General features: G+C 72.7%; 13 protein-coding genes. 8 read left to right on the forward strand and 5 right to left on the reverse strand.

The window, feature by feature from the left end; genetic code table 11:
* The first annotated feature begins 39 nt into the window (after window positions 1-39).
* Window positions 40-1776 (forward strand): trypsin-like peptidase domain-containing protein, encoded by a 1737-nt coding sequence (locus ACVCAG_RS07240; protein ID WP_440082931.1) that lies wholly within the window; start codon window positions 40-42, stop codon window positions 1774-1776.
* 80 nt (window positions 1777-1856) lie between these two features.
* Here ACVCAG_RS07240 and ACVCAG_RS07245 read toward each other — a convergent pair whose 3' ends face one another.
* Window positions 1857-3635: a CHAP domain-containing protein gene (locus ACVCAG_RS07245; RefSeq protein WP_440082932.1), complete on the reverse strand. Its 1779-nt coding sequence runs from the start codon at window positions 3633-3635 to the stop codon at window positions 1857-1859.
* 534 nt (window positions 3636-4169) lie between these two features.
* Between ACVCAG_RS07245 and ACVCAG_RS07250 the strand changes: the two genes are divergently transcribed.
* Together ACVCAG_RS07250 and ACVCAG_RS07255 are read left to right on the forward strand one after the other, a co-directional pair.
* The gene (locus ACVCAG_RS07250; protein ID WP_350972900.1) at window positions 4170-4379 is read left to right on the forward strand and encodes a DUF5999 family protein; all 210 of its coding nucleotides are present in this window, start codon (window positions 4170-4172) and stop codon (window positions 4377-4379) included.
* Window positions 4380-4521: 142 nt separating this feature from the next.
* Window positions 4522-4932, forward strand: a complete 411-nt coding sequence (locus ACVCAG_RS07255) for an ATP-binding protein (RefSeq protein ID WP_440082933.1) — start codon at window positions 4522-4524, stop codon at window positions 4930-4932.
* A gap of 359 nt (window positions 4933-5291) precedes the next feature.
* Here ACVCAG_RS07255 and ACVCAG_RS07260 read toward each other — a convergent pair whose 3' ends face one another.
* The 3 genes from ACVCAG_RS07260 to ACVCAG_RS07270 all read right to left on the reverse strand — a co-directional run bounded on the left by ACVCAG_RS07260 (window position 5292) and on the right by ACVCAG_RS07270 (window position 11611).
* Complete coding sequence (locus tag ACVCAG_RS07260) at window positions 5292-7676, reverse strand: LuxR C-terminal-related transcriptional regulator (RefSeq protein ID WP_440082934.1); 2385 nt, start codon at window positions 7674-7676, stop codon at window positions 5292-5294.
* 240 nt (window positions 7677-7916) lie between these two features.
* Window positions 7917-10154, reverse strand: coding sequence for a protein kinase domain-containing protein (locus ACVCAG_RS07265; protein WP_447189605.1), 2238 nt, complete (start codon window positions 10152-10154; stop codon window positions 7917-7919).
* Window positions 10155-10324: 170 nt separating this feature from the next.
* Entirely contained in the window at window positions 10325-11611 is a 1287-nt protein-coding gene (locus tag ACVCAG_RS07270; protein WP_440082936.1) for a serine hydrolase, read from the reverse strand.
* A 280-nt stretch (window positions 11612-11891) separates the two neighbouring features.
* On the opposite strand from ACVCAG_RS07270, the gene ACVCAG_RS07275 reads away from it, so the two are divergent.
* The 4 genes from ACVCAG_RS07275 (at window position 11892) to ACVCAG_RS07290 (ending at window position 16316) form a co-directional block, all read left to right on the forward strand.
* Complete coding sequence (locus ACVCAG_RS07275) at window positions 11892-13124, forward strand: ROK family protein (protein WP_440082937.1); 1233 nt, start codon at window positions 11892-11894, stop codon at window positions 13122-13124.
* A gap of 119 nt (window positions 13125-13243) precedes the next feature.
* Window positions 13244-14659, forward strand: a complete 1416-nt coding sequence (locus ACVCAG_RS07280; RefSeq protein WP_447189606.1) for an aldehyde dehydrogenase family protein — start codon at window positions 13244-13246, stop codon at window positions 14657-14659.
* Complete coding sequence (locus ACVCAG_RS07285) at window positions 14629-15288, forward strand: ThuA domain-containing protein (protein ID WP_440082939.1); 660 nt, start codon at window positions 14629-14631, stop codon at window positions 15286-15288. Before ACVCAG_RS07280 ends, ACVCAG_RS07285 begins: the two co-directional genes overlap by 31 nt.
* The gene (locus ACVCAG_RS07290; protein ID WP_440082940.1) at window positions 15285-16316 is read left to right on the forward strand and encodes a hydroxyacid dehydrogenase; all 1032 of its coding nucleotides are present in this window, start codon (window positions 15285-15287) and stop codon (window positions 16314-16316) included. The genes ACVCAG_RS07285 and ACVCAG_RS07290 overlap by 4 nt, the downstream gene beginning before the upstream one ends.
* Before the next feature lie 201 nt (window positions 16317-16517).
* Here the strand turns inward: ACVCAG_RS07290 and ACVCAG_RS07295 are convergent, their stop codons facing one another.
* On the reverse strand, window positions 16518-17903 hold the full coding sequence (locus tag ACVCAG_RS07295) for a GH1 family beta-glucosidase (protein WP_440082941.1): 1386 nt from the start codon (window positions 17901-17903) through the stop codon (window positions 16518-16520).
* Window positions 17904-18272: 369 nt separating this feature from the next.
* Here ACVCAG_RS07295 and ACVCAG_RS07300 point away from each other — a divergent pair, with 369 nt between their 5' ends.
* Window positions 18273-19532, forward strand: coding sequence for an alpha/beta fold hydrolase (locus tag ACVCAG_RS07300; protein WP_440082942.1), 1260 nt, complete (start codon window positions 18273-18275; stop codon window positions 19530-19532).
* Window positions 19533-19559: the final 27 nt, after the last annotated feature.

Here is a 19559-nt window from a genome sequence, read left to right on the forward strand (position 1 = left end):
TGCTCTCGCCCGGGAAGCGAGTTTGGGGAGAGTACGAAGATGTGGGGAAGAATCAGCGCCGTCGCCGGCCTGGTGCTGGCGAGCACGCTGGCCCTGCCGGGCGCCGCGGTGGCGAAGCCGAAGGAGGTCGACGTCCCCGTCGGGACGTGGCTGGCGGCCAGGACGCATCCGGCCGTCCAGCTGACCTCGGTGTCCTACACGGCCGACGTGGCCGTGCCGACGCCCGAGGCGAACCTGGAGGCGATCAGGACCCTGACCCAGCAGGGGGTCAACGCCGTGCAGAGCGGCAAGATCTCCTCCGACGAGAACAGCATCTACCGCTGGGTCGTCCAGCAGATGGCCAAGGACCCGGGCCGCTACTTCTCGCCCGGCGGGCGGGAGCGGGTCGTCGAGGCGACGGCGGGCGGGCTGTGCACCGGCTGGTGGGTCACGCCGGACGGCTACATGGTCACCGCGGCGCACTGCGTCGGCCAGGAGGAGACCGAGCTGGCGCGGACCTTCGCGGCCCAGGCCCTCACGAAGATCAACGAGAAGGACGCCGCCGACCTGGTGGCCGACCTCGGTGAGATCGCCTCCGACGAGGAGATCCTCAGGACGGCGACGAAGATCTTCCAGGTCTGGAACGCGGACAACATCAAGATCCGCAACGTCAAGAGCTCGCTCTCGCTGCTGCAGAGCCTGCCGGGCGGTGGTGTCGACAAGACCACCAAGACGGTGCCGATCGAGCTGGTCGCCAAGGGCACCGTCTACCCGGGCAAGGACGTCGCGATCCTCAAGGCCAACGGGCAGAGCAACCTGCCGACCGTGCCGCTGGGCGAGGACTCCGACGTGCGTGTCGGCGACACCCTCTACATCAGCGGATTCCCCGGTACGGTGACGCAGACCTCGATCTTCAACCTGGAGTCCAAGCTCGATCCGGCGTTCACCGAGGGCCCCTACAACGCCGCCCGCCAGACCCCCGAGGGGGTGCCGTACATCCAGACCCAGGCGCCCTCGTACCCGGGCAACTCGGGCGGTCCGGTGTTCAGCAGGGACGGCAGGGTCATCGGCATCCTCGTCGGCGGCCTGATCCAGCAGGACGGCGGCTCCACCGAGGGCGAGAGCTTCGTGCTGCCGGTCAGCATCGTCAAGGAGAAGCTGAACGAGAAGAACATCAAGCCGGCCGAGTCGACGACGACGAAGGCCTACAACGAGGCACTCGACCTGTTCTTCCAGAACCGGTACTCCGACGCGCTGCCCAGGTTCCGCGAGACGCAGGCGCTGCAGCCGAACCACCCGTACGTCGCCAAGTACATCAGTGACTCCCAGCAGGCCATCACCGCCGGCAAGGACGAGAGCGGCACGCCGATCCTGCCGTGGCTGCTGTGGGGTGGCGGCGGCCTGATCGCCCTGTTCGTGATCGGTACGATCGCCTCGGTCGCCAGGGGCAGGCGCCGTGCCAGGGGGCCGGCCTCGTTCCCGCCCGTTCCGTACGGCGCGCAGCCCGGCCACCCGGCGCACGGCGGCCAGTACGGCCCGCCGCACCACGGGCAGCAGGGACAGCCGTACGGTGCGCCGCAGCAGTACCAGCAGCGGGCGCCCTACCCGCTCCCGGCCGCGCCCGAGGACACCCGGGTGGTCCACCCGCACTCGCCCTACGGCCCGCCGCAGCCCCAGCGGGGCCCGGGGGGTCCCGGAAGGCCGGGGGGTCCGGGGGCCAACACCCGGATCGCCGGGCTGGAGGCGGAGCTGGAGCAGCTGCGCCGCACCATGGGACACCCGCCCGAGCAGCGCTGAGCGCGCTCGCCCCGACGAGGCCGGGACGGCTCCCCCGCAAGGGGCCGGCCGGCTGTACCGACCACGGAGGCCGAGTACGGCTAGACCAGCGCCTCCGCCCGGCGGCGTCCCCGGTAGCCGCTGTGGACCAGGATGTCGCCCGGTTCGGCGAGTGGCGCGGCGGGGCGGGCCGTGATGGCCGGGCCGGCCGGATCGCCCTGACCTGTCCGGGCCGCCGGGACGGGAGCGGCCGCTCCCGGGTCGGTGACCGGGCGGACGGGCGAGGCGAAGCGGGCGGGCGCGGCAGGGCGGGTGGGACGGGCGGGACGCACGGGGAGGACCGGGATGGCGGTGGTGGCCACGGGGTCGGCCCGGCGGTGGCGGCGACCGCGCGGCGGGGAGTCCTGGACCAAGGTCGACGACTCCACCACGGCATGCTCGTGCAGGCGACGCCTGCCCCGGTAGGGGGCGCGGGGGCGGTCGTCGCGACGGTCGGGCACGTCGGGCTCCTCGACGTGGGCGACGGAGGTGGTGACCGAGGGGAACCCGGTGCTCGCGGCCGGGGCGAACGTGCTCTCGGGGGCGAACTCCCGGGGGGTGACGGACCCCCGGACCGGGGCGGGGGCGTTCCCGGCGGCGCGGGGGCCGGGCCTGTGGGGTGCGGCGAACAGGTTCTCGCTCGCGGGGGAGAGAGGGCTCTCCACGAGGTCGGGGGGGAAGGGCACGTTCGCGGCGGCGCGGGCCGGGGCCGGCGCGTGCGAGAGGTCGCGGGCGGGGGCGTTCCTGGGCATGCGGCGGCGGCCGGGGGCGCGGCGGCGGCCCGGGGTCCTGCGGGCCGAGGGGGAGAGGGAGAGGGCCGAGGCGGGTGCGAGGAGCCGTACCCGCGACTGCCGGGCCTTGCCGTGCGCGAGGATCGCGACCGCGGCGAGCAGCACCGGCGCGAGTACGGCGGGGGTGTCGAACCCAGGGGCGGGTGTGGCGAGGTCGCGGACGGTGGCGGTGGGCGTGACGGCGAGCGCGCCGGTGTCGGCGGTGGAGGCCTTGGCGTGCTTGCCCGGCGAGGTGCGGCCGGCGGAGGCCGGCGCCTGGGTTTTGACCGGCGCCTTCGCTGCCGTCCGGTCGCTCTGCGGGGCGCTCGCGGCGGGGTTCTTCCCGGACGCGGTCCTGCCGTCGTTCCCCGAGGCGGCCCTGACGTGCTCGCCGTCCTTCCCGGCTTTGCCGGTCGTCGTCCCGGCGGCGTGCCCGGGGGCGGCCTTGGGCCTGCCCGGACCCGTGCCCGGCCCGGTGGGCGTGCGGGTCTCCCGCGCGGGTACGGGGGCGGGGAGCATGGCGAGCAGGCCGGGCCCTGGACCGATCACCACCATGTTGTCCCCGGCCGCGTCGGCGGGCTTGACGAGCGTCTGCTTCTCGGTCGCCTCCCGGTCCAGCCGGGCCTTGATCTTCTCCGGATACCCGTAGCCGACGACCTTGCCGGTGTCGCGCTCCTTGCGCTTGGCGATCCCACCGTCGATGTTGCCCTCGATCGTGTGGATCCTGCCCCCCTCGACCCCGGTGACGATCCCGACGTGGTCGATGTGGTCGATCCTGTTCGAGCCGCTCCAGTCGAAGAAGACGATGGCCCCGGGCTTGGGGACGGTGCCCCAGGCGTCCTGCTGCCGGAACCACTGGGCGTGGTGGACGGTGTAGGCGAACTGGCCGACCCACTCCTGGTAGCCGAGCTTCTCCGCCGCCCACGACAGGTACATGTCACACCAGGGGGCGGCGGTGTAGTCGGCGTCGAACTCGACGTTCTTGCCGTACCACTCACCGAACTTGGTGTGGCCGCCGTTCTTCTCGGAGTATCCGAGCTGGCTCTCCAGCAGCTCGATGAACTTGCGCATCTCAGGTGTCATTGAGGGTTTCGGGGGACCCCCGGCGGCCGTGCGGGCATGGTCGCTCCGCCTCGCGACCTGGCCACCGGGAGACGAGGTTGAGCGACGGCGCGTTCACGCGAGCCCACCGGGGGTGTGGAGGGACGCGTGCGGCGGCACCACTGGCCAGTTGTCTTCCGTGACGAGGGAGGTTACCCGGCCCCAAGGACAGGTCACGACATACTAAAGGGCGCGTCAAGTCGCTCGACGTCACACATGCGGGCAAAAGACGACGTCAGGGGGCCTCCGGATGATCTCCGATGGTAAACCGTCCGGGAAAAAGATCTACCGGATCGCCGCGACCGGGGCCGGGACCGCCGTATCCGCCCCGTTCGATCTTGCCGATCGTTCTTTGCGCCAGCGCCCGGTTTCTTTACCTATCGGGGCAAATGGGTAGACATATGGGTATTTATCCCGCTATGTGCGTATGGCCGTTGGGAGATGCTGGTCACATCAGGAAAGGCTCAATCAACAACCACCAGCAAAGATTAAAAGGTACGAGCCATGTGTCAGCACCAGCCGCGCTGCCCACTCGCAAGCGCACCCGATCACGAAGCCGCGGCTCTCGTGGCCTTCCACCCCGAGCAGGGGTGGGGCCTGCTCTGCAACGGCGTGGTGGTCTTCGACGACACCGGAGCGCTCCTGCCTGACGGTCGCAGCACTCCCGTCCACGGCATGCCTCTGCACCGCGTCTCCTTGGGGCAGGCGGCATGATCTCGCCGCGTGTGCCCGCCGGATCGGGACCGAACACGCCACGCGGGCGAACCGCTCCGCGGCGGCCCGAGGTCTCCGGCGGCGGACGCGCGTGCGCACCGCACCCGATCGAGGTAACCGCCGACCACGTAGGTGAACGCTCATGAACGCTCTCCTCGGATCGCCGTACGGCCAGGTGACGTCGTGCTCCTTCGCACCCGAGTCGGCGTCTGTGCCCCAGGCACGCCATCTGACCCGCGCCTGCCTGGCGGACTGGGGACTGCACGAGCACAGTACGGTCGCCGAGCTGCTCGTCAGCGAGCTGGTCACCAACGCGCTGCGCCACTCGCGGGGAACCATCGGGTTCGCCCTCTCCTTCCAGGACGGCCTGCTGCGCTGCGAGGTCGAGGACGCGGACCCCTCCCTGCCCCGCGTGCACCGGGCACGCGACGACGAGGAGCGGGGACGAGGGCTGCACCTGCTCGAACTCCTGTCCTGCTGCTGGGGCAGTGCCCGTACGACCGACGGCAAGGCCGTCTGGTTCGAACTCATCGCGAACGACGCCGAGGCCTGACCGCGAGGTCGATCGACGCGCCGCCTCCGCACCGGCCGGCCCCGCGCCCGCCGTACACGCCGAGAGCCGACCGCGCGAGATCGGCCGCACGCGCCGCCCCGGAGATCTGCCCGGAGGCCCCGGCCGTGAAGCCCGGCCGCGCCGTCCCGGGCGTACAGAGACGCATACCCCGGCCACGGGCCGCAGGACCACCGCCCCGGGCCCCCGCCGCCCGGTTCCACGAGGGCCGGGCGCACAGACCACCTCCGAAGGCCGGAGCCGAGTCCCCCGACCCGGTTCCAGCCGGACGCCGGAGCCGACGGGATCATCGCACTCGTCGGCTCCGGCGTCCCAGCCTGTCCGTCAGGCGTCCTTGCCCGTCAGCCGTCGGGCGTGCGGTTCCCGCTCGCGTTCCGGATGCGCTCGCCGGTCCAGACGGCGATCTGGGCCCGCGAGTGGAAGCCGAGCTTGGTCATGATGTGCTCGATGTGACCTTCCGCGGTGCGCTGGGCGATCGTCAGCGAGGCCGCGATCTCCTTGTTGCTCAGCCCCTGGGCGACGAGCTTGGCGATCTCCGTCTCCCTGCGGGTCAGCGGCGACGGCTCCTCGGCCTCGCCGGAGGGCTCGCCGCCGGGCGCCTCCTCCTCGAGAGCGAAGGCGAAGGCCTCGTCGCACCGCATCTTCGAGCCCTGCCTGACCAAGGTGTCGAAGGCCTGCTTTCCGAGAGCCTCGCGCGTGCGCTCCTCGCACTCGTCGTGGTAGCGCGTCAGGTGCCCGTAACCGGACAGCGGCGCCCCGATCACCTGCCAGACCGTCTCCAGCACCCCCAGCAGCCTGGCAGCCCGCCGGTGGTCGCCGTCCGCGGCGGCGATCCAGGCCAGCACCTCCACGTTGACGCCGACGCCCAGAAGATCGTCGAGTGAGCGGTTGAACCTCAGGCTCTCCCTCTCCAGCTCCGTGGCGCGCGGGGCGTCGCCCTGGCACCAGACCCCGACGCCGAGCGCCATCATCGCGTACGCCCGGTGCCAGCGCTCCCCGTGGGCGTCGCACAGCGCGATGCACTCCTCGCCGGCGGAGACGGCGCTCGGCCAGTCGCCCCGGAAGGAGTGGGCGAGGCAGAGCCGGACGAGCGCCAGCGCCTGGCCCGCCGGGTCGTCGTCGGCGCGGTGGCGCGTCGCCGCCTCCTCGTACAGGCTGATCGCGAGATCGACGTCCCTCCGGAACATGGCGATCATCCCCGAGTAGAGCGCGACGTAGGCCAGGACCGGCTCGTGCCCGGGACGCCGGCCGAGTTCCCTGGCCTCCTCCAGCATCGTCGCGGCGGAGACGATGTCGGCCTGGATGACGGCCAGCCAGCTGTTGGACCACAGCGCGCGGCCCCGGATCTCGTCGGAGCCGGTGCCGGAGAGGAGGCTCTGGTCCAGCCAGTGGCGCCCCTCCCTGATGTAGTGGCTCGTGATCCAGTGGTAGAGCAGGTCGGTGGCCATGCCCAGGGCCGCGGAGGTCTCCCCGGGCTCGCCGAAGCAGTACTCCAGCGCGGTGCGCAGGTTGGCGTGGTCGAGGTTCAGCCTGCCCAGCCAGGACACCTGGCGCGGGCCGAACCGCTCCGCGTACGCCTCCGCCGCCAGCCGGCGATAGTGGTCGCGGTGCAGCCGCTGCAGGGCGCTCTCCTGCCCCGAGGCCACGAGCCTCTCCCGGCCGTACTGCCTGATCGTCTCCAGCAACCGGTAGCGGGTCGCGGTGGACGTCGCGGGAAGGTCCTCCCGGACCAGGATCGACTTGCCCACCAGCTCGATCACCAGGTCGACCACCTCCTCGTGCTCGATGCCGTTCCCCGAGCAGACCTCCTCGGCCGCGTCGAGGTCCAGGCCGTCGGTGAACACCGAGACGCGCTCCCACAGCAGCCGCTCCTTCTCGGTGCACAGGGCGTAGCTCCAGTCGATCAGCGCGCGCAGCGTCTGCTGGCGGGGCATCGTCGCGGGTGAACCGCCGGTCAGCAGCCGGAACCGGTTGTCCAGCCGGGCCAGCAGTTCCTCGGGGGAGAGCGCGCGCAGCCGCACGACCGCCAGCTCGATCGCGAGCGGGATGCCGTCCAGCCGGCGGCAGATCTCCTCCACCGCGGACCTGTTGGCCTCGGTGAGCGTGAAGTCCGGCAGGACGGCGGTGGCCCGTTCGGTGAACAGGCGTACCGCCTCCGACTGTGCCGGCGGCTCCGCGGACGGCCTGGGGCCGCCGGGGCCCGGCGGCGGTGGCAGCGGCAGGGTGGGCACGACCAGTGTCTGCTCGCCGGAGATGCCCAGTGCCTGCCGGCTGGTGGTGAGGACCCGCAGGGAGGGGGCCGCCCGGACGAGGGTTTCCGCCAGTACGGCGCAGGCTCGCAGGAGATGCTCGCAGTTGTCGAGGATCAGCAGTGCCCGCTTCTCCCGCAGGTGGTCGATGAGCACCTCCACGGGGGGCTGGTGGGAGACGTCCCTGATCGCCAGGGCCTCGTTCACCGACGCGGCGAGCAGCTCCGGGTTCTCCAGCCCGGCGAGCTCGACCAGCCACACCCCGTCGGGAAACGCCCGCTGGACGTCGGCGGCGACGCGCAGGGCCAGCCGGGTCTTGCCGACCCCGCCGGGGCCGGTGAGGGTCACCACGTGTGCTCCGGACAGCAGGCGCTTGACCTCGGCCATCTCGTGCCGACGCCCCACGAAACTGGTCACCTCGGGGGGCAGATCCGTCGCCTGCCACCGCTTCGGGGTGACCGATGCCACCTCATTCATCAGTGCCTCACGCCGGCTTCGGCGAGCGGATCGCCGTATGTCCGGATCCAACCGGCACAATCCACACTATGTGCAGGCCGTTTCCCCGCGCGTGTCCCGTGACCCGGGCGGGCACCGGCGGGGGCGCGGGCCGGTGAACCCGCCGCCCCGGACCGGGGGTCCCGGCGACCGGGTGTGCCGCCGGCCGGCGGGTCCGGTTCGGTGGCCGCCGCTCATCACGTCGGCGCGGACCCGATCACCTCACAGGAGGCCGTCCAGGAGGCCGCCCAGGTCGATGTCCACCAGGGCGGGCCCGTTCCCGGGAGGACTCTCCGAGTCCCGGGGTTCGCGCGGGCCCGGGTCCGTGCTCGTGTCCGGGGCCGGTTCCGTGTCCGGGCCCGTCTCCGGAGTCGTTTCCGGGTCCGGGTCCGGGTCCGGGTCCGGGTTCGTGCCCGGGTCGGGGGCGCAGGGGGGCAGGTTGATCCGGACGGTCCGGGAGGGCGTGTCGCCCATGGGATCGGTGTTGACCACCACCACCCGCGTGACGTGCCCCCCGCACCGGGGCGGGGCGGCGAAATCCCCGGTCACCTCCCGCTCGTACTCGGTGTCGCCGGACAGCTCCAGCTCCCGCGTGCTGCTGGTCAGCGTCTCTCGCGTGTCCCCGATCGTCTGGGCGAACCCGAGCCGCACGGTCACCGGCGAGGTGCTGGGGGCCTTCACCCGGAAGCCGACCGTGGTGCCGTCGAAGGAGGTGATCGAGACCGTGGACGGCGCGCACGGCTCGCCGCGGACCCTCTCCGTGCGGCCGGCCGCCCCGCCCGGAGAACGGGGCACGGTGGAGACCGTGACCCGGCGGTAGAGGGTCTGCTCGCAGGCGGGGACGGTGAAGTCGTGCGGGACGGTGTGGGAGTAGGTCTTCAGCCCGCCGATCACGGAGGTGCGCGGGGCCGCCCGGACGAGCCGGCCGGGATCGGGCCCCTCGGCGAAGGTGACGGTCACCGCGACCTTCCCCGTGGTGGAGGCGCGGAAGCCGACCGTGGTCCCGAGCGCGTCGATTCCCACGATCCTCAGGCCGCTGACCGCGTGCACGGGCCCCGTCGCCCCCGTCCCGGTGGGTTCCGGTACCGGCGGCCGGGTGGACGTGGGTACGGGCGTGGGCGGGCGGGTGGGGGCCGCGGTTCGCGAGCGCGTGGGCGACGGGGGCGGCGGCTGCGAGCCGGTCGGCGAGGGGGGCGAGGGAGGAGCGGGGGGCGGGGAGACCGGTGTCCGGGTGGGGGCCGGTGACGGGGGCGAGGTGACCTGGCCGGGGTTCGCGCCGTTCGAGGAGGAGCCGGGCTTCCTGGCGGCGGCACTTCCCGAGGGGCGGCCCGGCCCGGTGGAGGGGTCGGGAGGCGCCGACGCCTGGCTCCGCCGCCGCTGCGCGGGGGTCTCCTCGATCATCGCGGAACCGGGCGGCGGGGTGAAGATCGTGTCGGCGGAGAGCCGGTCCTGCGGCCGGTTGGCCGCGATCACACCGGCGGTCATCGCGACGGTGATCACTCCCAGCCCGGCCAGGGTCCTGGGGCCCAGCCGGGGACGGCGCACCCGCCCCACCCGGCCGAGTACCGTCTGGGCCACCGAGGAGGCGGCCTTCGGCGCGGGCTTGGCCAGCGGGAACGCCAGTGCCAGCAGCGTGGCGAGCTCGGCCAGGTGCCGCCGCCCGCGCTGCTCCCACTCCGGCCCGTACGCCGCCAGTGCCGCCGCCTCCAGCTCCTCCAGGAACGCCCGCGCGCTCTGCGGCCGGTCCGCCGGGTTCTTGGCCATGCCCCGCGTGACCAGCCCGCGTACCGAGCCGGGCACCTCCTCCACCGGGATCGCCTCGTGCCGGTGGCGGTGCATCAGCACGAGGCGGTGGTCGGCCAGGTAGGGCCTGCGCCCGGTGAGGCACTCGAAGAACACGCACGTGGCCGCGTAGACGTCGGTCGCCGCGCTCGCCGGCGCCCCCTCCCACTGCTCGGGCGCCATGTAGGCCGGGGTGCCGGCGGTCATCCCGGCCTCCCCGACGTGGGCGGCGATGCCGAAGTCGGCCAGCTTGCTGCCGCCGTCGGCCTGGATCAGCACGTTCTCCGGCTTGTAGTCGCGGTGCACGACACCGGCGGCGTGCGCGAAGGCCAGGCCGAGCAGCGAGCCCTTGAGCACGGCCAGCGCCGCCTCCGGGCTCGTGCTGCCGTGCTCGGACAGGATCCGCCTGAGCGCGACCCCGTCGACCAGCTCCATCACGATCGCGGCTTCGAGCACGTCCTCGTAGTACTCGTAGAGCTGGACCACGTTCGGGTCCTGCAGTTCCACCATGACGCGCGCCTCCGCGCGGAAGCGCGCCAGGAAGCGGTGATCGTCCTTGAGGGTCGCGTTGAGGTATTTGATGGCCACGTAGGCGCCGGTGGGGGCGTACGTGGCCAGCACCACGCGCCCGCCCCCGCCGGCGCCGAGTTCCCGAACCTCGCGGTATCCCGGAACCATCCCGTCCCCTTCCGAGTGCCGTCGACTTGTTCGACGGTCTCACCCCTGCGGTTGGTTGTCACGATTGGTCAACTTTTGCGAATGGGTGACGTTGGAATCGTGCGCGGTGGCCGACCGTGCCGGGGCAGCGGGCAGCGGGCAGCGGGCAGCGGGCCGGGTGGGTGCGGGGGTCAGCGGGCAGAGTGGGCGCGGGGGAGCGACTCGTAGACGGCCTCGGCCAGGCGGTGGGCGCGGAGGTTCCCCGAGGCGGCGCCCGCCATCCTGTTCATCGTGTACGCCATGCCCAGGCCGTGCTCGACGTCTCCGAGACCCAGCGACCCGCCCATGCCGGTGTGGCCGAACGCGGTCTCCGCGCCTCTCGCGGGGGTGAGGAAGGTCAGCGCCGGGCGCATGTAGCCCAGGCCGAAGGAGCTGTCGAGGAACAGCACCCTGTCCGGGCCGTTCACCCTCCTGCGCGTCGCGCCGCGCAGGGTCTCCGGGCGCAGGATCCGCCCGGCCACCAGGTCGCGGTAGAAACCCGCCAGGCCCCGAGCGGTGGTGACGGCGCCCATCGCGGGCCAGCCCGCGCGCAGCACGACCGGGTGGTTGGCGCCGCCCCGCAGCCGGTGGATCGGAGGGTTGCCCAGGGCCCGGTTCAGCAGGCTGTCCTTGTCGAGCGAGGCCCTGGCCATCTCGTAGACCGGGTCTCCCGGCCCCTGTCCAGGCAGCTCCGGCGCCGCGGGTTCCGCGGGCGGGGTGGACGGCGAGGCGACGGGCGGATCGGCGGGCGGGGCGGCGGGGGGCGCGGGACGATCCCCGGCGGACAGCCGGGCCGCCCGCGCCGCCACGTCGTCCGGGGCGCCGACCCAGAGCTCCAGGCCGAGGGGACCGGAGATCTCGGCGGCCACGATCTCGCTCACGGACTTGCCCGACACCCTGCGGACCACCTCGCCGACCAGGAACCCGTACGTCAGCGCGTGGTAGCCGTGCGCGGTGCCCGGCTCCCAGATCGGCTCCTGCCCGGCCAGCCGGTCCGCGATGGCGGCCTGGTCCTCGAACTCCTCGACGGGAACCTCCTCCTCGATCACGGGCAGCCCCACCTGGTGGGTGAGGAGATGCTCGACGGTGACGCGCTCCTTGCCGCGCCGCGCGAACTCCGGCCAGACGTCCGCGACCGGGGCGGCGACGTCGAGCAGGCCGCGTTCGGCCAGCAGCTGCGCGACCGTCGCGGTCACCGCCTTGGTGCACGAGTACGCCAGCACGGGGGTGTCGCGCTCCCAGGTCCGCCCGCTGCGGCGGTCGGCGACCCCGCCCCACAGTTCCACGACCGGCTCGCCGTCCAGGAAGACCGCGAACGCCGCGCCCAGCTCCTCGCCGCCGGCGAAGTGCGCGTCGAACACCTCCCGTACCCGCGAGAAGCGTGGGTCGCAGTGCCCGTACGTCTCCACACGACCCTCGGTCCCGCCGTCTGCCGCCATCGCCCGTCCTCGCCCGTCCCGGTGCCCTGGAGTGAGCACTTGCTTGGTGGCCGAGCCTAACAACCGGAGCCGTCCGCGCCCAGGAGACCAGGGGTTCTCCGCCCGCCGGTCCCACGGTGTGGCCGGGCATGGCGACGCGCGGCGCGACCTGGGAAACTCTCCTCACGCGCGATACGGGCGGGCCGTGCCCCGCCAGGTGGGAGCGTGGCAGAAAAGCCAGGTCCGGCAGTGACTAGAGTAGTTGTACTAACATCTGAAATTACTTCCCCGGGGGAGAAGCATGAGCCGTCCACAGCGGGGGACCCTTCGTGACGTGCGCAAGGGCAACCGGTCCGTGGTCCTGTGGACGCTGTACTTCGCCGGCGAGCTGAGCAGGCACGATCTGGCCCAGCTGACCGGCCTCAGCGCCGCCACGGTCAGCAACGTGATCGGCGACCTCATCACGGACGGCATCGTGGTGGAGACCGGTTCCGTCGACTCCGACGGCGGGCGACCGCGGATCATGCTCAAGGTCGACCCCTCGTACGGATACGTGGTCGGGGTGGGCGTCGGGGAGACGCGCGTCCGCGTGGAGCTGTACGACCTGGCGATGGAGGAGCGGGCGAGGAAGGAGTTCGCCCTCGACCCCAGCCACCACGAACCGGCCGTGGTGGCCCGGCACATCCTCGACGGTCTCCAGGCGGTCCTGTCCGACGCCGGAGCCACGGAGTCCGAGGTGCTCGGCATGGGCCTCGGCGTTCCCGGCGTCGCCGAGCAGGGCTCCGACCTGCTCATCCACGCCCGCGCGTTCGGCTGGGACGGCGTACCCCTGGGCGCGCTCCTCCGCGAGGGCACCTCGCTCCCGATCTTCGCCGACAACGGCGTCAAGACGACGGGCCAGGCCGAGCTCTGGTTCGGTGCGGGCAAGGGCGCCCAGCACCTGGTCATGACCTTCATCGGCACGGGGGCCGGGGCGAGCATCATCAACGGCGGCGTCACCTACCGGGGAACGGCGAGCGGCGCGGGCGAGTGGGGCCACACGAAGATCGTCCTCGACGGGCGCCCCTGCCGCTGTGGCGGCCAGGGCTGCCTGGAGGCCTACATCGGCGCCGAGGCGATCCTGGCCGGCGCGGGAAGGGACCTGGGGGGTGACGACGAGGAGAGCGTCTTCGCCGAACTCCTCGCCGACCCGCTGGCGCGGCCCGCGCTCGACGAGGCCGTCCGCTGCCTGGGGGCCGGGCTGGCCAACCTGATCAACCTCTTCAACCCCGAGCGCATCATCCTCGGCGGCTGGGCCGGATCCCTCCTCGGGCGGAGGTTCCTTCCCGAGATCCGCGCCGCCGCCGCCCGGTACGCCCTGCCCCTGCCCTTCTCGCAGGCGTCGATCGAGCTGGGCAGGCTCGGGGCCGAGGCGGTCGCCCTGGGCGCGGCCACCCTGGTCGTCGAGGACTTCCTGCTGCGCAGCCACGCGGTGCGCCCCGCGGGCCGCGTCACGCCCCCGACCCCGGAGCCGGCCGGGCACGCGCCCGTCTGACCTCGGGAGGCGAGGACCGCGACCGCCCTCACGGTGTCCCCTGGGACTGTTGACGCCGCCTCCGTTCAGGACTTATTTTGCATTCTGTACTAAGCGTGATGATGAAGTAGGGGATGGCTGTGGGCAGGTTGTACATCGACGGGACGTTCCAGGATGCCGCCTCAGGAGGCGCCGCCCCCGTGCACGAGAAGGCGACCGGTGCGCGGATCGGCACGTACGCGCTGGGAGGTCCCGCCGACGTCGATCGGGCCGTCGCCGCCGCCCGTGCCGCGCAGCCCGCCTGGGCCGCCCTGTCGGCACCCGAGCGGGCAGGATACCTGCGGGGCCTCGCCGAGCACCTCCAGGGCCGCTACGAAGAGCTGGTCGAGCTGAGCATCCGTGAGACGGGCGGCGTGCGGGCCAAGGCCGAGGACGAGGTGAGCACGAGCATCCGCCAGCTCCTCATCTCGTCGGTCCAGGCGACCGAGAACGCCGGGGACATCCTGCCCCCGTACAAGGCGGGCAAGCTCTCGCTGTTGCGCGCGGTGCCGCTGGGAGTGATCGGCGTCATCACGCCGTGGAACTACCCGATGAACCTCGCCATGCGGATGGTCGCGCCCGGCCTGGCGTTCGGCAACACCCTCGTGCTCAAGCCCGCCGAGCTGACCCCGCTGGTCGGCGGCCACGTGCTGGCCGAGGCCGCCGAGGCCGTCGGGCTGCCCGCCGGGGTGTTCAACGTGGTCACCGGGGACGGACCCGAGGCCGGCTGGGCACTGGCCGAGCACCGGGGGCTGGACCTGCTGGACTTCACCGGCTCCCGCGAGGTCGGCCTGCTCATCGCGGCCTCCGCGGCCACCGACCTGCGCGCGATCCGCCTGGAGCTGGGCGGCGACAACGCCTTCATCGTCCTGGAGGACGCCGACGTCGAACTGGCCGCCTCTCACGCCATGATCGCCTCGCTGGAGTTCCAGGGGCAGACGTGCATCAGCACCAGCCGGCACATCGTCGTCCGAGAGGTCGCCGACCGCTACCTGGAGGCCGTGACCAGGCGGGTCGAGGCACTGCGCCTGGGCGACCCGATGTCGCCGGACACCGATCTGGGTCCGCTGATCAGCGAGGGCCAGCGGACCCGGCTGCACGAGCGGATCGTCGCGCCCTCGATCGCCAAGGGCGCCCGGCTGGTCGCCGGCGGCACCTACGACGGGCTGTTCTACCGCCCCACCGTGCTGGCCGACGTGACCCCGGACATGCCCGCGTTCACCGAGGAGATATTCGGGCCGGTCATCCCGGTGACGGTGGTCGACTCCGAGGACGAGGCCGTCGAGCTGGCCAACCGGCACCCGATGATGATGGACTCGGTGTTCACCGCCGACCTGATGCGCGGCATGGACGTGGCCGAGCGGCTGCGGGCGGGCGAGGTCCACGTCAACGACGCGCACGCCCGTCACGGGGCGGAGAACCAGATGCCGGGCTTCACCAGGCGCCAGTGGATCGGGGTCCAGCGCACCCCGCTCACCCTGCCCGAGTGGGCGAGCGACCCGGCCGGCCGCCGATGAGGAGGGCGCTGGTCGTCCGCGGCGGCTGGGAGGGGCACGTCCCCGTCGAGGCGACCGAGCTGTTCGTCCCCGAGCTGGCCGCCGCGGGCTTCGAGGTGACCGTCGCCGACGACCTGGAGGTCTACGCCGACGGGCCGCTGCTGGCCGGGACCGACCTGATCGTGCAGTGCTGGACGGGCGGCGTCCTGACGCCGGAGCAGGAGGCGGGACTGGTGTCCGCGGTCCGCGCGGGCACCGGCTTCGCCGGCTGGCACGGCGGCCTGGTGGCGACCTTCGACGGCAGCCACGACTACCTGCGGATGGTCGGCGGGCTCTTCCTGCACCACCCCGCGGACTTCCTCACCTACGACGTCGTCATCGACCCCGCGCACGCCGGGCACCCGATCGTCGCCGGGCTGGACGACTTCACCGTCGAGACCGAGCAGTACTGGATGCTCACCGACGCCCACAACGAGGTCCTCGCCACCACGCGGTTCGTCTCCCCGCAGACCCCGATGCCCGTCGTCTGGACCCGCCGGTGGGGGAGGGGGAAGGTCTTCTTCTCCGCCGTCGGCCACCGGATGGAGGACCTGCGGCACCCCACCGTGTACGAGCTCACCCGGCGTGGCCTGATCTGGGCCGGCCGGTGACCGCCGGTCCGCCGTCGGTGGTGCTGGCGATGTATCCGGGGCTGCCCGCCCGCCTGTTCCCCCCCGGCGTCGGTGACCGCCTCCGCGCGGTCGCCGAGGCCGATCTGGCGGTGCCGCTCACCGAGTTCGGGTCCGACGAGGCGCGGGTGCGCCTGGAGCGGGCGGAGGTCCTGGTCACCGGCTGGGGCTGCCCGCTCATCGACGAGCCCGTGCTGCGGCGCGCGCCGCGCCTGCGGGCCGTCGTGCACGCGGCGGGGAGCGTCAAGGGCCACGTCGGCCAGGCCGTGTTCGCCCGGGGGATCCCGGTGAGCTCGGCCGCCTCGGCCAACGCGCTGCCGGTCGCCGAGTACACCGTGGCGATGATCCTGCTCACCGGCAAGTCCGTCCTCGCGCTCGCCCGCGAGTACCGGGCCAGGAGGGAGGACCTGCGCCTGTACCAGGGGCGAGACGGCCACGGCGACTACGGGGACTACGGCAACTACGGCAGGACGGTCGGCCTGGTCGGGGCCTCCAGGATCGGCAGGAGGGTCGCGGAGCTGCTCGCCCCCTTCGACCTGGACGTGCTGATCGCCGATCCGTACCTGGACGTCCGGGGCGCGCGGGCGCTCGGCGCCCGCCTGGTCGGGGTCGACGAGCTGTTCGCCGCCGCCGACATCGTCTCCCTGCACGCCCCGGCCACCGACGCCACGACGGGGATGGTCACCGCGGCCCGCCTGGCCGCGATGCGCGACGGCGCGACGCTCATCAACACCGCCAGGGGCTCCCTGGTGGACCACGGGGCGCTCGTCGCCGAACTGGTCACCGGCAGGCTGTCGGCGGTGCTCGACGTGACCGAGCCCGAGGTCGTCCCCGCCGACTCGGTGCTGTGGGACCTGCCCAACGTCATCCTCACCCCGCACGTCGCCGGGGCGCTGGGCAACGAGCTGGCCAGGCTGGGGGCGTACGCGGTGGACGAGGTGCTCCTGGCGCTGGCGGGCCGGCCGCTGCGCCACCCGGTGGACCCGGAACTGCTGGCGATCACCGCGTGACGCGCGGAGGGGCCGCCTGTCGGCGGTGGCCGCCGTGTCCGGCCGTACGAGGTGACGGAAACGGGCCTGCCTCGAAGACGTGAGGTTCGTACGGCATCACGGACACGGATCGGCTTTGCGAGGCGGCGAAAACGGATGCTCCCCCGTCCCTTTCCAAGGGCGGGGGAGCATCCGTGTCAGGTGATGTCCGGGACTCCCGGGTCAGATCCCGTTCCTGCCGATGACCCCGCTGTACCACAGGGCGCTGTCCTTGGGGATGCGCGTCTGGGTGTCGTAGTCGACGTGGACCAGCCCGAACCGCTTGTCGTAGCCGTAGGCCCACTCGAAGTTGTCCATCAGCGACCAGGCCAGGTAGCCGCGCAGGTCGGCTCCCTCCTGGATCGCCTGGTGGGCGGCGAGCAGGTGGGTGCGCAGGTAGTCGACGCGCTCGGCGTCGGCCACCCTGCCGTCCTCGGCGGAGTCGGGGTAGGCGGCGCCGTTCTCGGTGATCATCAGCGGGGTGGACGGGTAGTCCCGCGCCAGCCGTACCAGGAGCCTGCGCAGGCCGTCCGCCTCGACGGGCCAGCCCATGGCGGTCACCGGCAGGCCGGGGTCGGGGTGCTCGACGCCCTCGGTGCCGGGGAAGCGGTCGGAGGAGGGCGTGCCGACCTTCGCCGCGACGTGGGTCGGCGCGTAGTAGTTGACCCCCAGGAAGTCGATCGGGGCGCCGATGAGCTCCTCGTCGCCGTCGAGGATGTGGTCCAGGCCGGTGAAGCGGGCCGTGTGCTCCAGCATGTCGGCCGGGTAGCGGCCGTACACGATCGGGTCGAGGAAGATCCGGTTGTGCAGGCCGTCGACGAGCCTGGCCGCCGCGACGTCGTGCCGGTCCTGCGGGTCGCGGGGGGACACCGGGGTGAGGTTGACCGTGACCGAGACCTCCCCGGCGCCCGCCGCGCGCAGGGCGCGGGCCGCCAGGCCGTGGCCGAGCAGCAGGTGGTGCGCCGCGAGGAAGGCCGAGGCCGGCTCGGCTCGGCCGGGAGCCTGGTCGCGGGTGCCGTACCCGAGGAAGGCCGAGCACCACGGCTCGTTGAGGGTGGTCCAGGTCCTGATCCGGTCTCCGAGCCGGTCGTACACCGCCTCCGCGTACCCGGCGAAGTGGTGGGCGGTGTCCCGTACGGTCCACCCGCCCCCGTCCTCCAGGGTCTGCGGCAGGTCCCAGTGGTACAGCGTGGCCATGGGGTCGATCCCGGCGGCCAGCAGGGTGTCCACCAGCCGGTCGTAGAAGTCGAGGCCGCGGGGGTTCACCGGTCCGGTGCCGTCGGGCTTGATCCGGGGCCAGGAGACGGAGAAGCGGTAGGTGTTGACGCCGAGGTCCCTCATGAGGGCCACGTCCTCGGCGTAGCGGTGGTAGTGGTCGCAGGCGACGTCGCCGGTCTGCCCGAGGTGCACCCGGCCGGGGGTCCTGGAGAAGGTGTCCCAGATGGAGGGGGTGCGGCCGTCCTCCGCGGTGGCGCCCTCGATCTGGTAGGCGGCGGTGGCGACCCCCCAGCGGAAGGCGGGCGGGAACAGGGCCAGGCCGGTGCCGGTCCGGTCGTCGGTCTGGGTCATCCCTTGATCGCTCCTTGCGTGGTTACGCGGATGTGTCGCCTGACGAGCAGCGCCGGGACGACGATCGGTGGCCGGGCGCCGGGCAGTGCCCAGCCGATGCCCGGCCGGTGCCCCGCCGATGCTCTCTGCGCATCGAGTCACCCTCCCGCGCTTTGTGAGCGCTCACGGGGAGTGGCGACTGCTCAACTTCGAGGCTTAATTCATATTGAAATTTAAGAGGCAAAGCTCTGTCTGCGTCAAGGTGGTGTTATCGAGTCGTTTCCCAGGTTACGGACAGTGTCGATCCGTGCCGAAGGGACGGCCGAACCTCCGGTCGCCGCCCGCCACCTGGAGCGGAAGCCGTCGCCCGGGTCCGATAGCTTTCCGTGGGTGACTGTCCTTCTGCCCGGTGTGGCGCTCACCGACCACGTGTTCACCGTTCCCCTCGACCACGCCGACCCCGGTGGCGAGACGATCGAGGTCTTCGCCCGTGAGGCGGTGGACCCGGCGCGGCAGGGGGAGGACCTGCCGTGGCTGCTCTTCCTGCAGGGCGGTCCCGGGGGCAAGTCACCGCGCCCGGCCGCCGCCGACGGGTGGCTGGGGCACGCCTTGAAGACCCACCGGGTCCTCCTGCTCGACCAGCGGGGGACCGGCCGCAGCACCCCCATCACCGCGAAGACCGCGCGCGGCACGGACGCCGAGCTCGCCGCCCGCCTCGGGCACTTCCGGGCCGACTCGATCGTGGCCGACGCCGAACTGATCCGGCGCGAGCTCTGCGGCGACCGGCCGTGGGAGACCCTCGGCCAGAGCTACGGCGGTTTCATCACGCTGACCTACCTCTCCCGGGCTCCCGAGGGCCTGGCGGCCTGTTACGTGACCGGGGGCCTGTCCGGGCTCGACGCCACCGCCGACGACGTCTACTCCCGCACCTACCCGCGCGTTCGCGACAAGGTGAACCGCTACTTCGCCCGCTACCCGCACGACTCGGGCCGTCTGGACGCGATAGCCGACCACCTGCGCCTTCACGAGGTCCTCCTCCCGGACGGCGACGTGCTGACCGTGCGCCGCCTGCAGACCCTCGGCATGTGCCTGGGCATGAGCGACGGGGCCGAATACCTGCACTGGGTGCTGGAGGAGGCCTGGACCGGCGACAGGCTCTCCGACCTGTTCCTGTACGAGGTCATGATGGCCACCGGCTTCGTCGGCAACCCGCTCTACGCGGTCCTGCACGAGTCGATCTACGCCCAGGGCGCCGCCACCGGCTGGGCCGCGCACCGGCTGCTGCCCGAGGAGTTCGAGGAGGACGCGGCGACGACGCTGCCCACCGGGGAGATGATCTACCCGTGGATGTTCGACGAGATCGCCGCGCTCCGCCCCTTCAAGGGCGCCGCGGAGATCCTCGCCGCGGCCACCGGCTGGCCCGCCCTCTACGATCCCGCCCGGCTGGCCGCCAACCGGGTCCCGGTGGCCGCCGCCGTCTACTACGACGACATGTACGTCGACGAGGGCCTGTCCATGCGCACCGCGCGGGCGGTGGGCAACCTGCGGACCTGGGTGACCAACGAGTGGCAGCACGACGGTGTCCGCGTCTCCGGGGGCGCCGTCCTGGCTCGCCTGATGGACATCTCCCGCGGCGTCCACGGCTCCTGAACGTGCCCGGCTTCCTGGACGCCCACG

The organism is Streptosporangium sp. G12 (genome assembly GCF_052983175.1).

Excerpts from the sequence above, each read along its gene's own strand:
- ACVCAG_RS07240 (WP_440082931.1), top strand. The coding sequence starts at position 40 with ATGTGGGGAAGAATCAGCGCCGTCGCCGGCCTGGTGCTGGCGAGCACG.
- ACVCAG_RS07260 (WP_440082934.1), bottom strand. The coding sequence starts at position 7,676 with ATGAATGAGGTGGCATCGGTCACCCCGAAGCGGTGGCAGGCGACGGAT.
- ACVCAG_RS07270 (WP_440082936.1), bottom strand. The coding sequence starts at position 11,611 with ATGGCGGCAGACGGCGGGACCGAGGGTCGTGTGGAGACGTACGGGCAC.
- ACVCAG_RS07295 (WP_440082941.1), bottom strand. The coding sequence starts at position 17,903 with ATGACCCAGACCGACGACCGGACCGGCACCGGCCTGGCCCTGTTCCCG.
- ACVCAG_RS07255 (WP_440082933.1), top strand. The coding sequence starts at position 4,522 with ATGAACGCTCTCCTCGGATCGCCGTACGGCCAGGTGACGTCGTGCTCC.
- ACVCAG_RS07275 (WP_440082937.1), top strand. The coding sequence starts at position 11,892 with ATGAGCCGTCCACAGCGGGGGACCCTTCGTGACGTGCGCAAGGGCAAC.
- ACVCAG_RS07250 (WP_350972900.1), top strand. The coding sequence starts at position 4,170 with ATGTGTCAGCACCAGCCGCGCTGCCCACTCGCAAGCGCACCCGATCAC.
- ACVCAG_RS07265 (WP_447189605.1), bottom strand. The coding sequence starts at position 10,154 with ATGGTTCCGGGATACCGCGAGGTTCGGGAACTCGGCGCCGGCGGGGGC.
- ACVCAG_RS07245 (WP_440082932.1), bottom strand. The coding sequence starts at position 3,635 with ATGCGCAAGTTCATCGAGCTGCTGGAGAGCCAGCTCGGATACTCCGAG.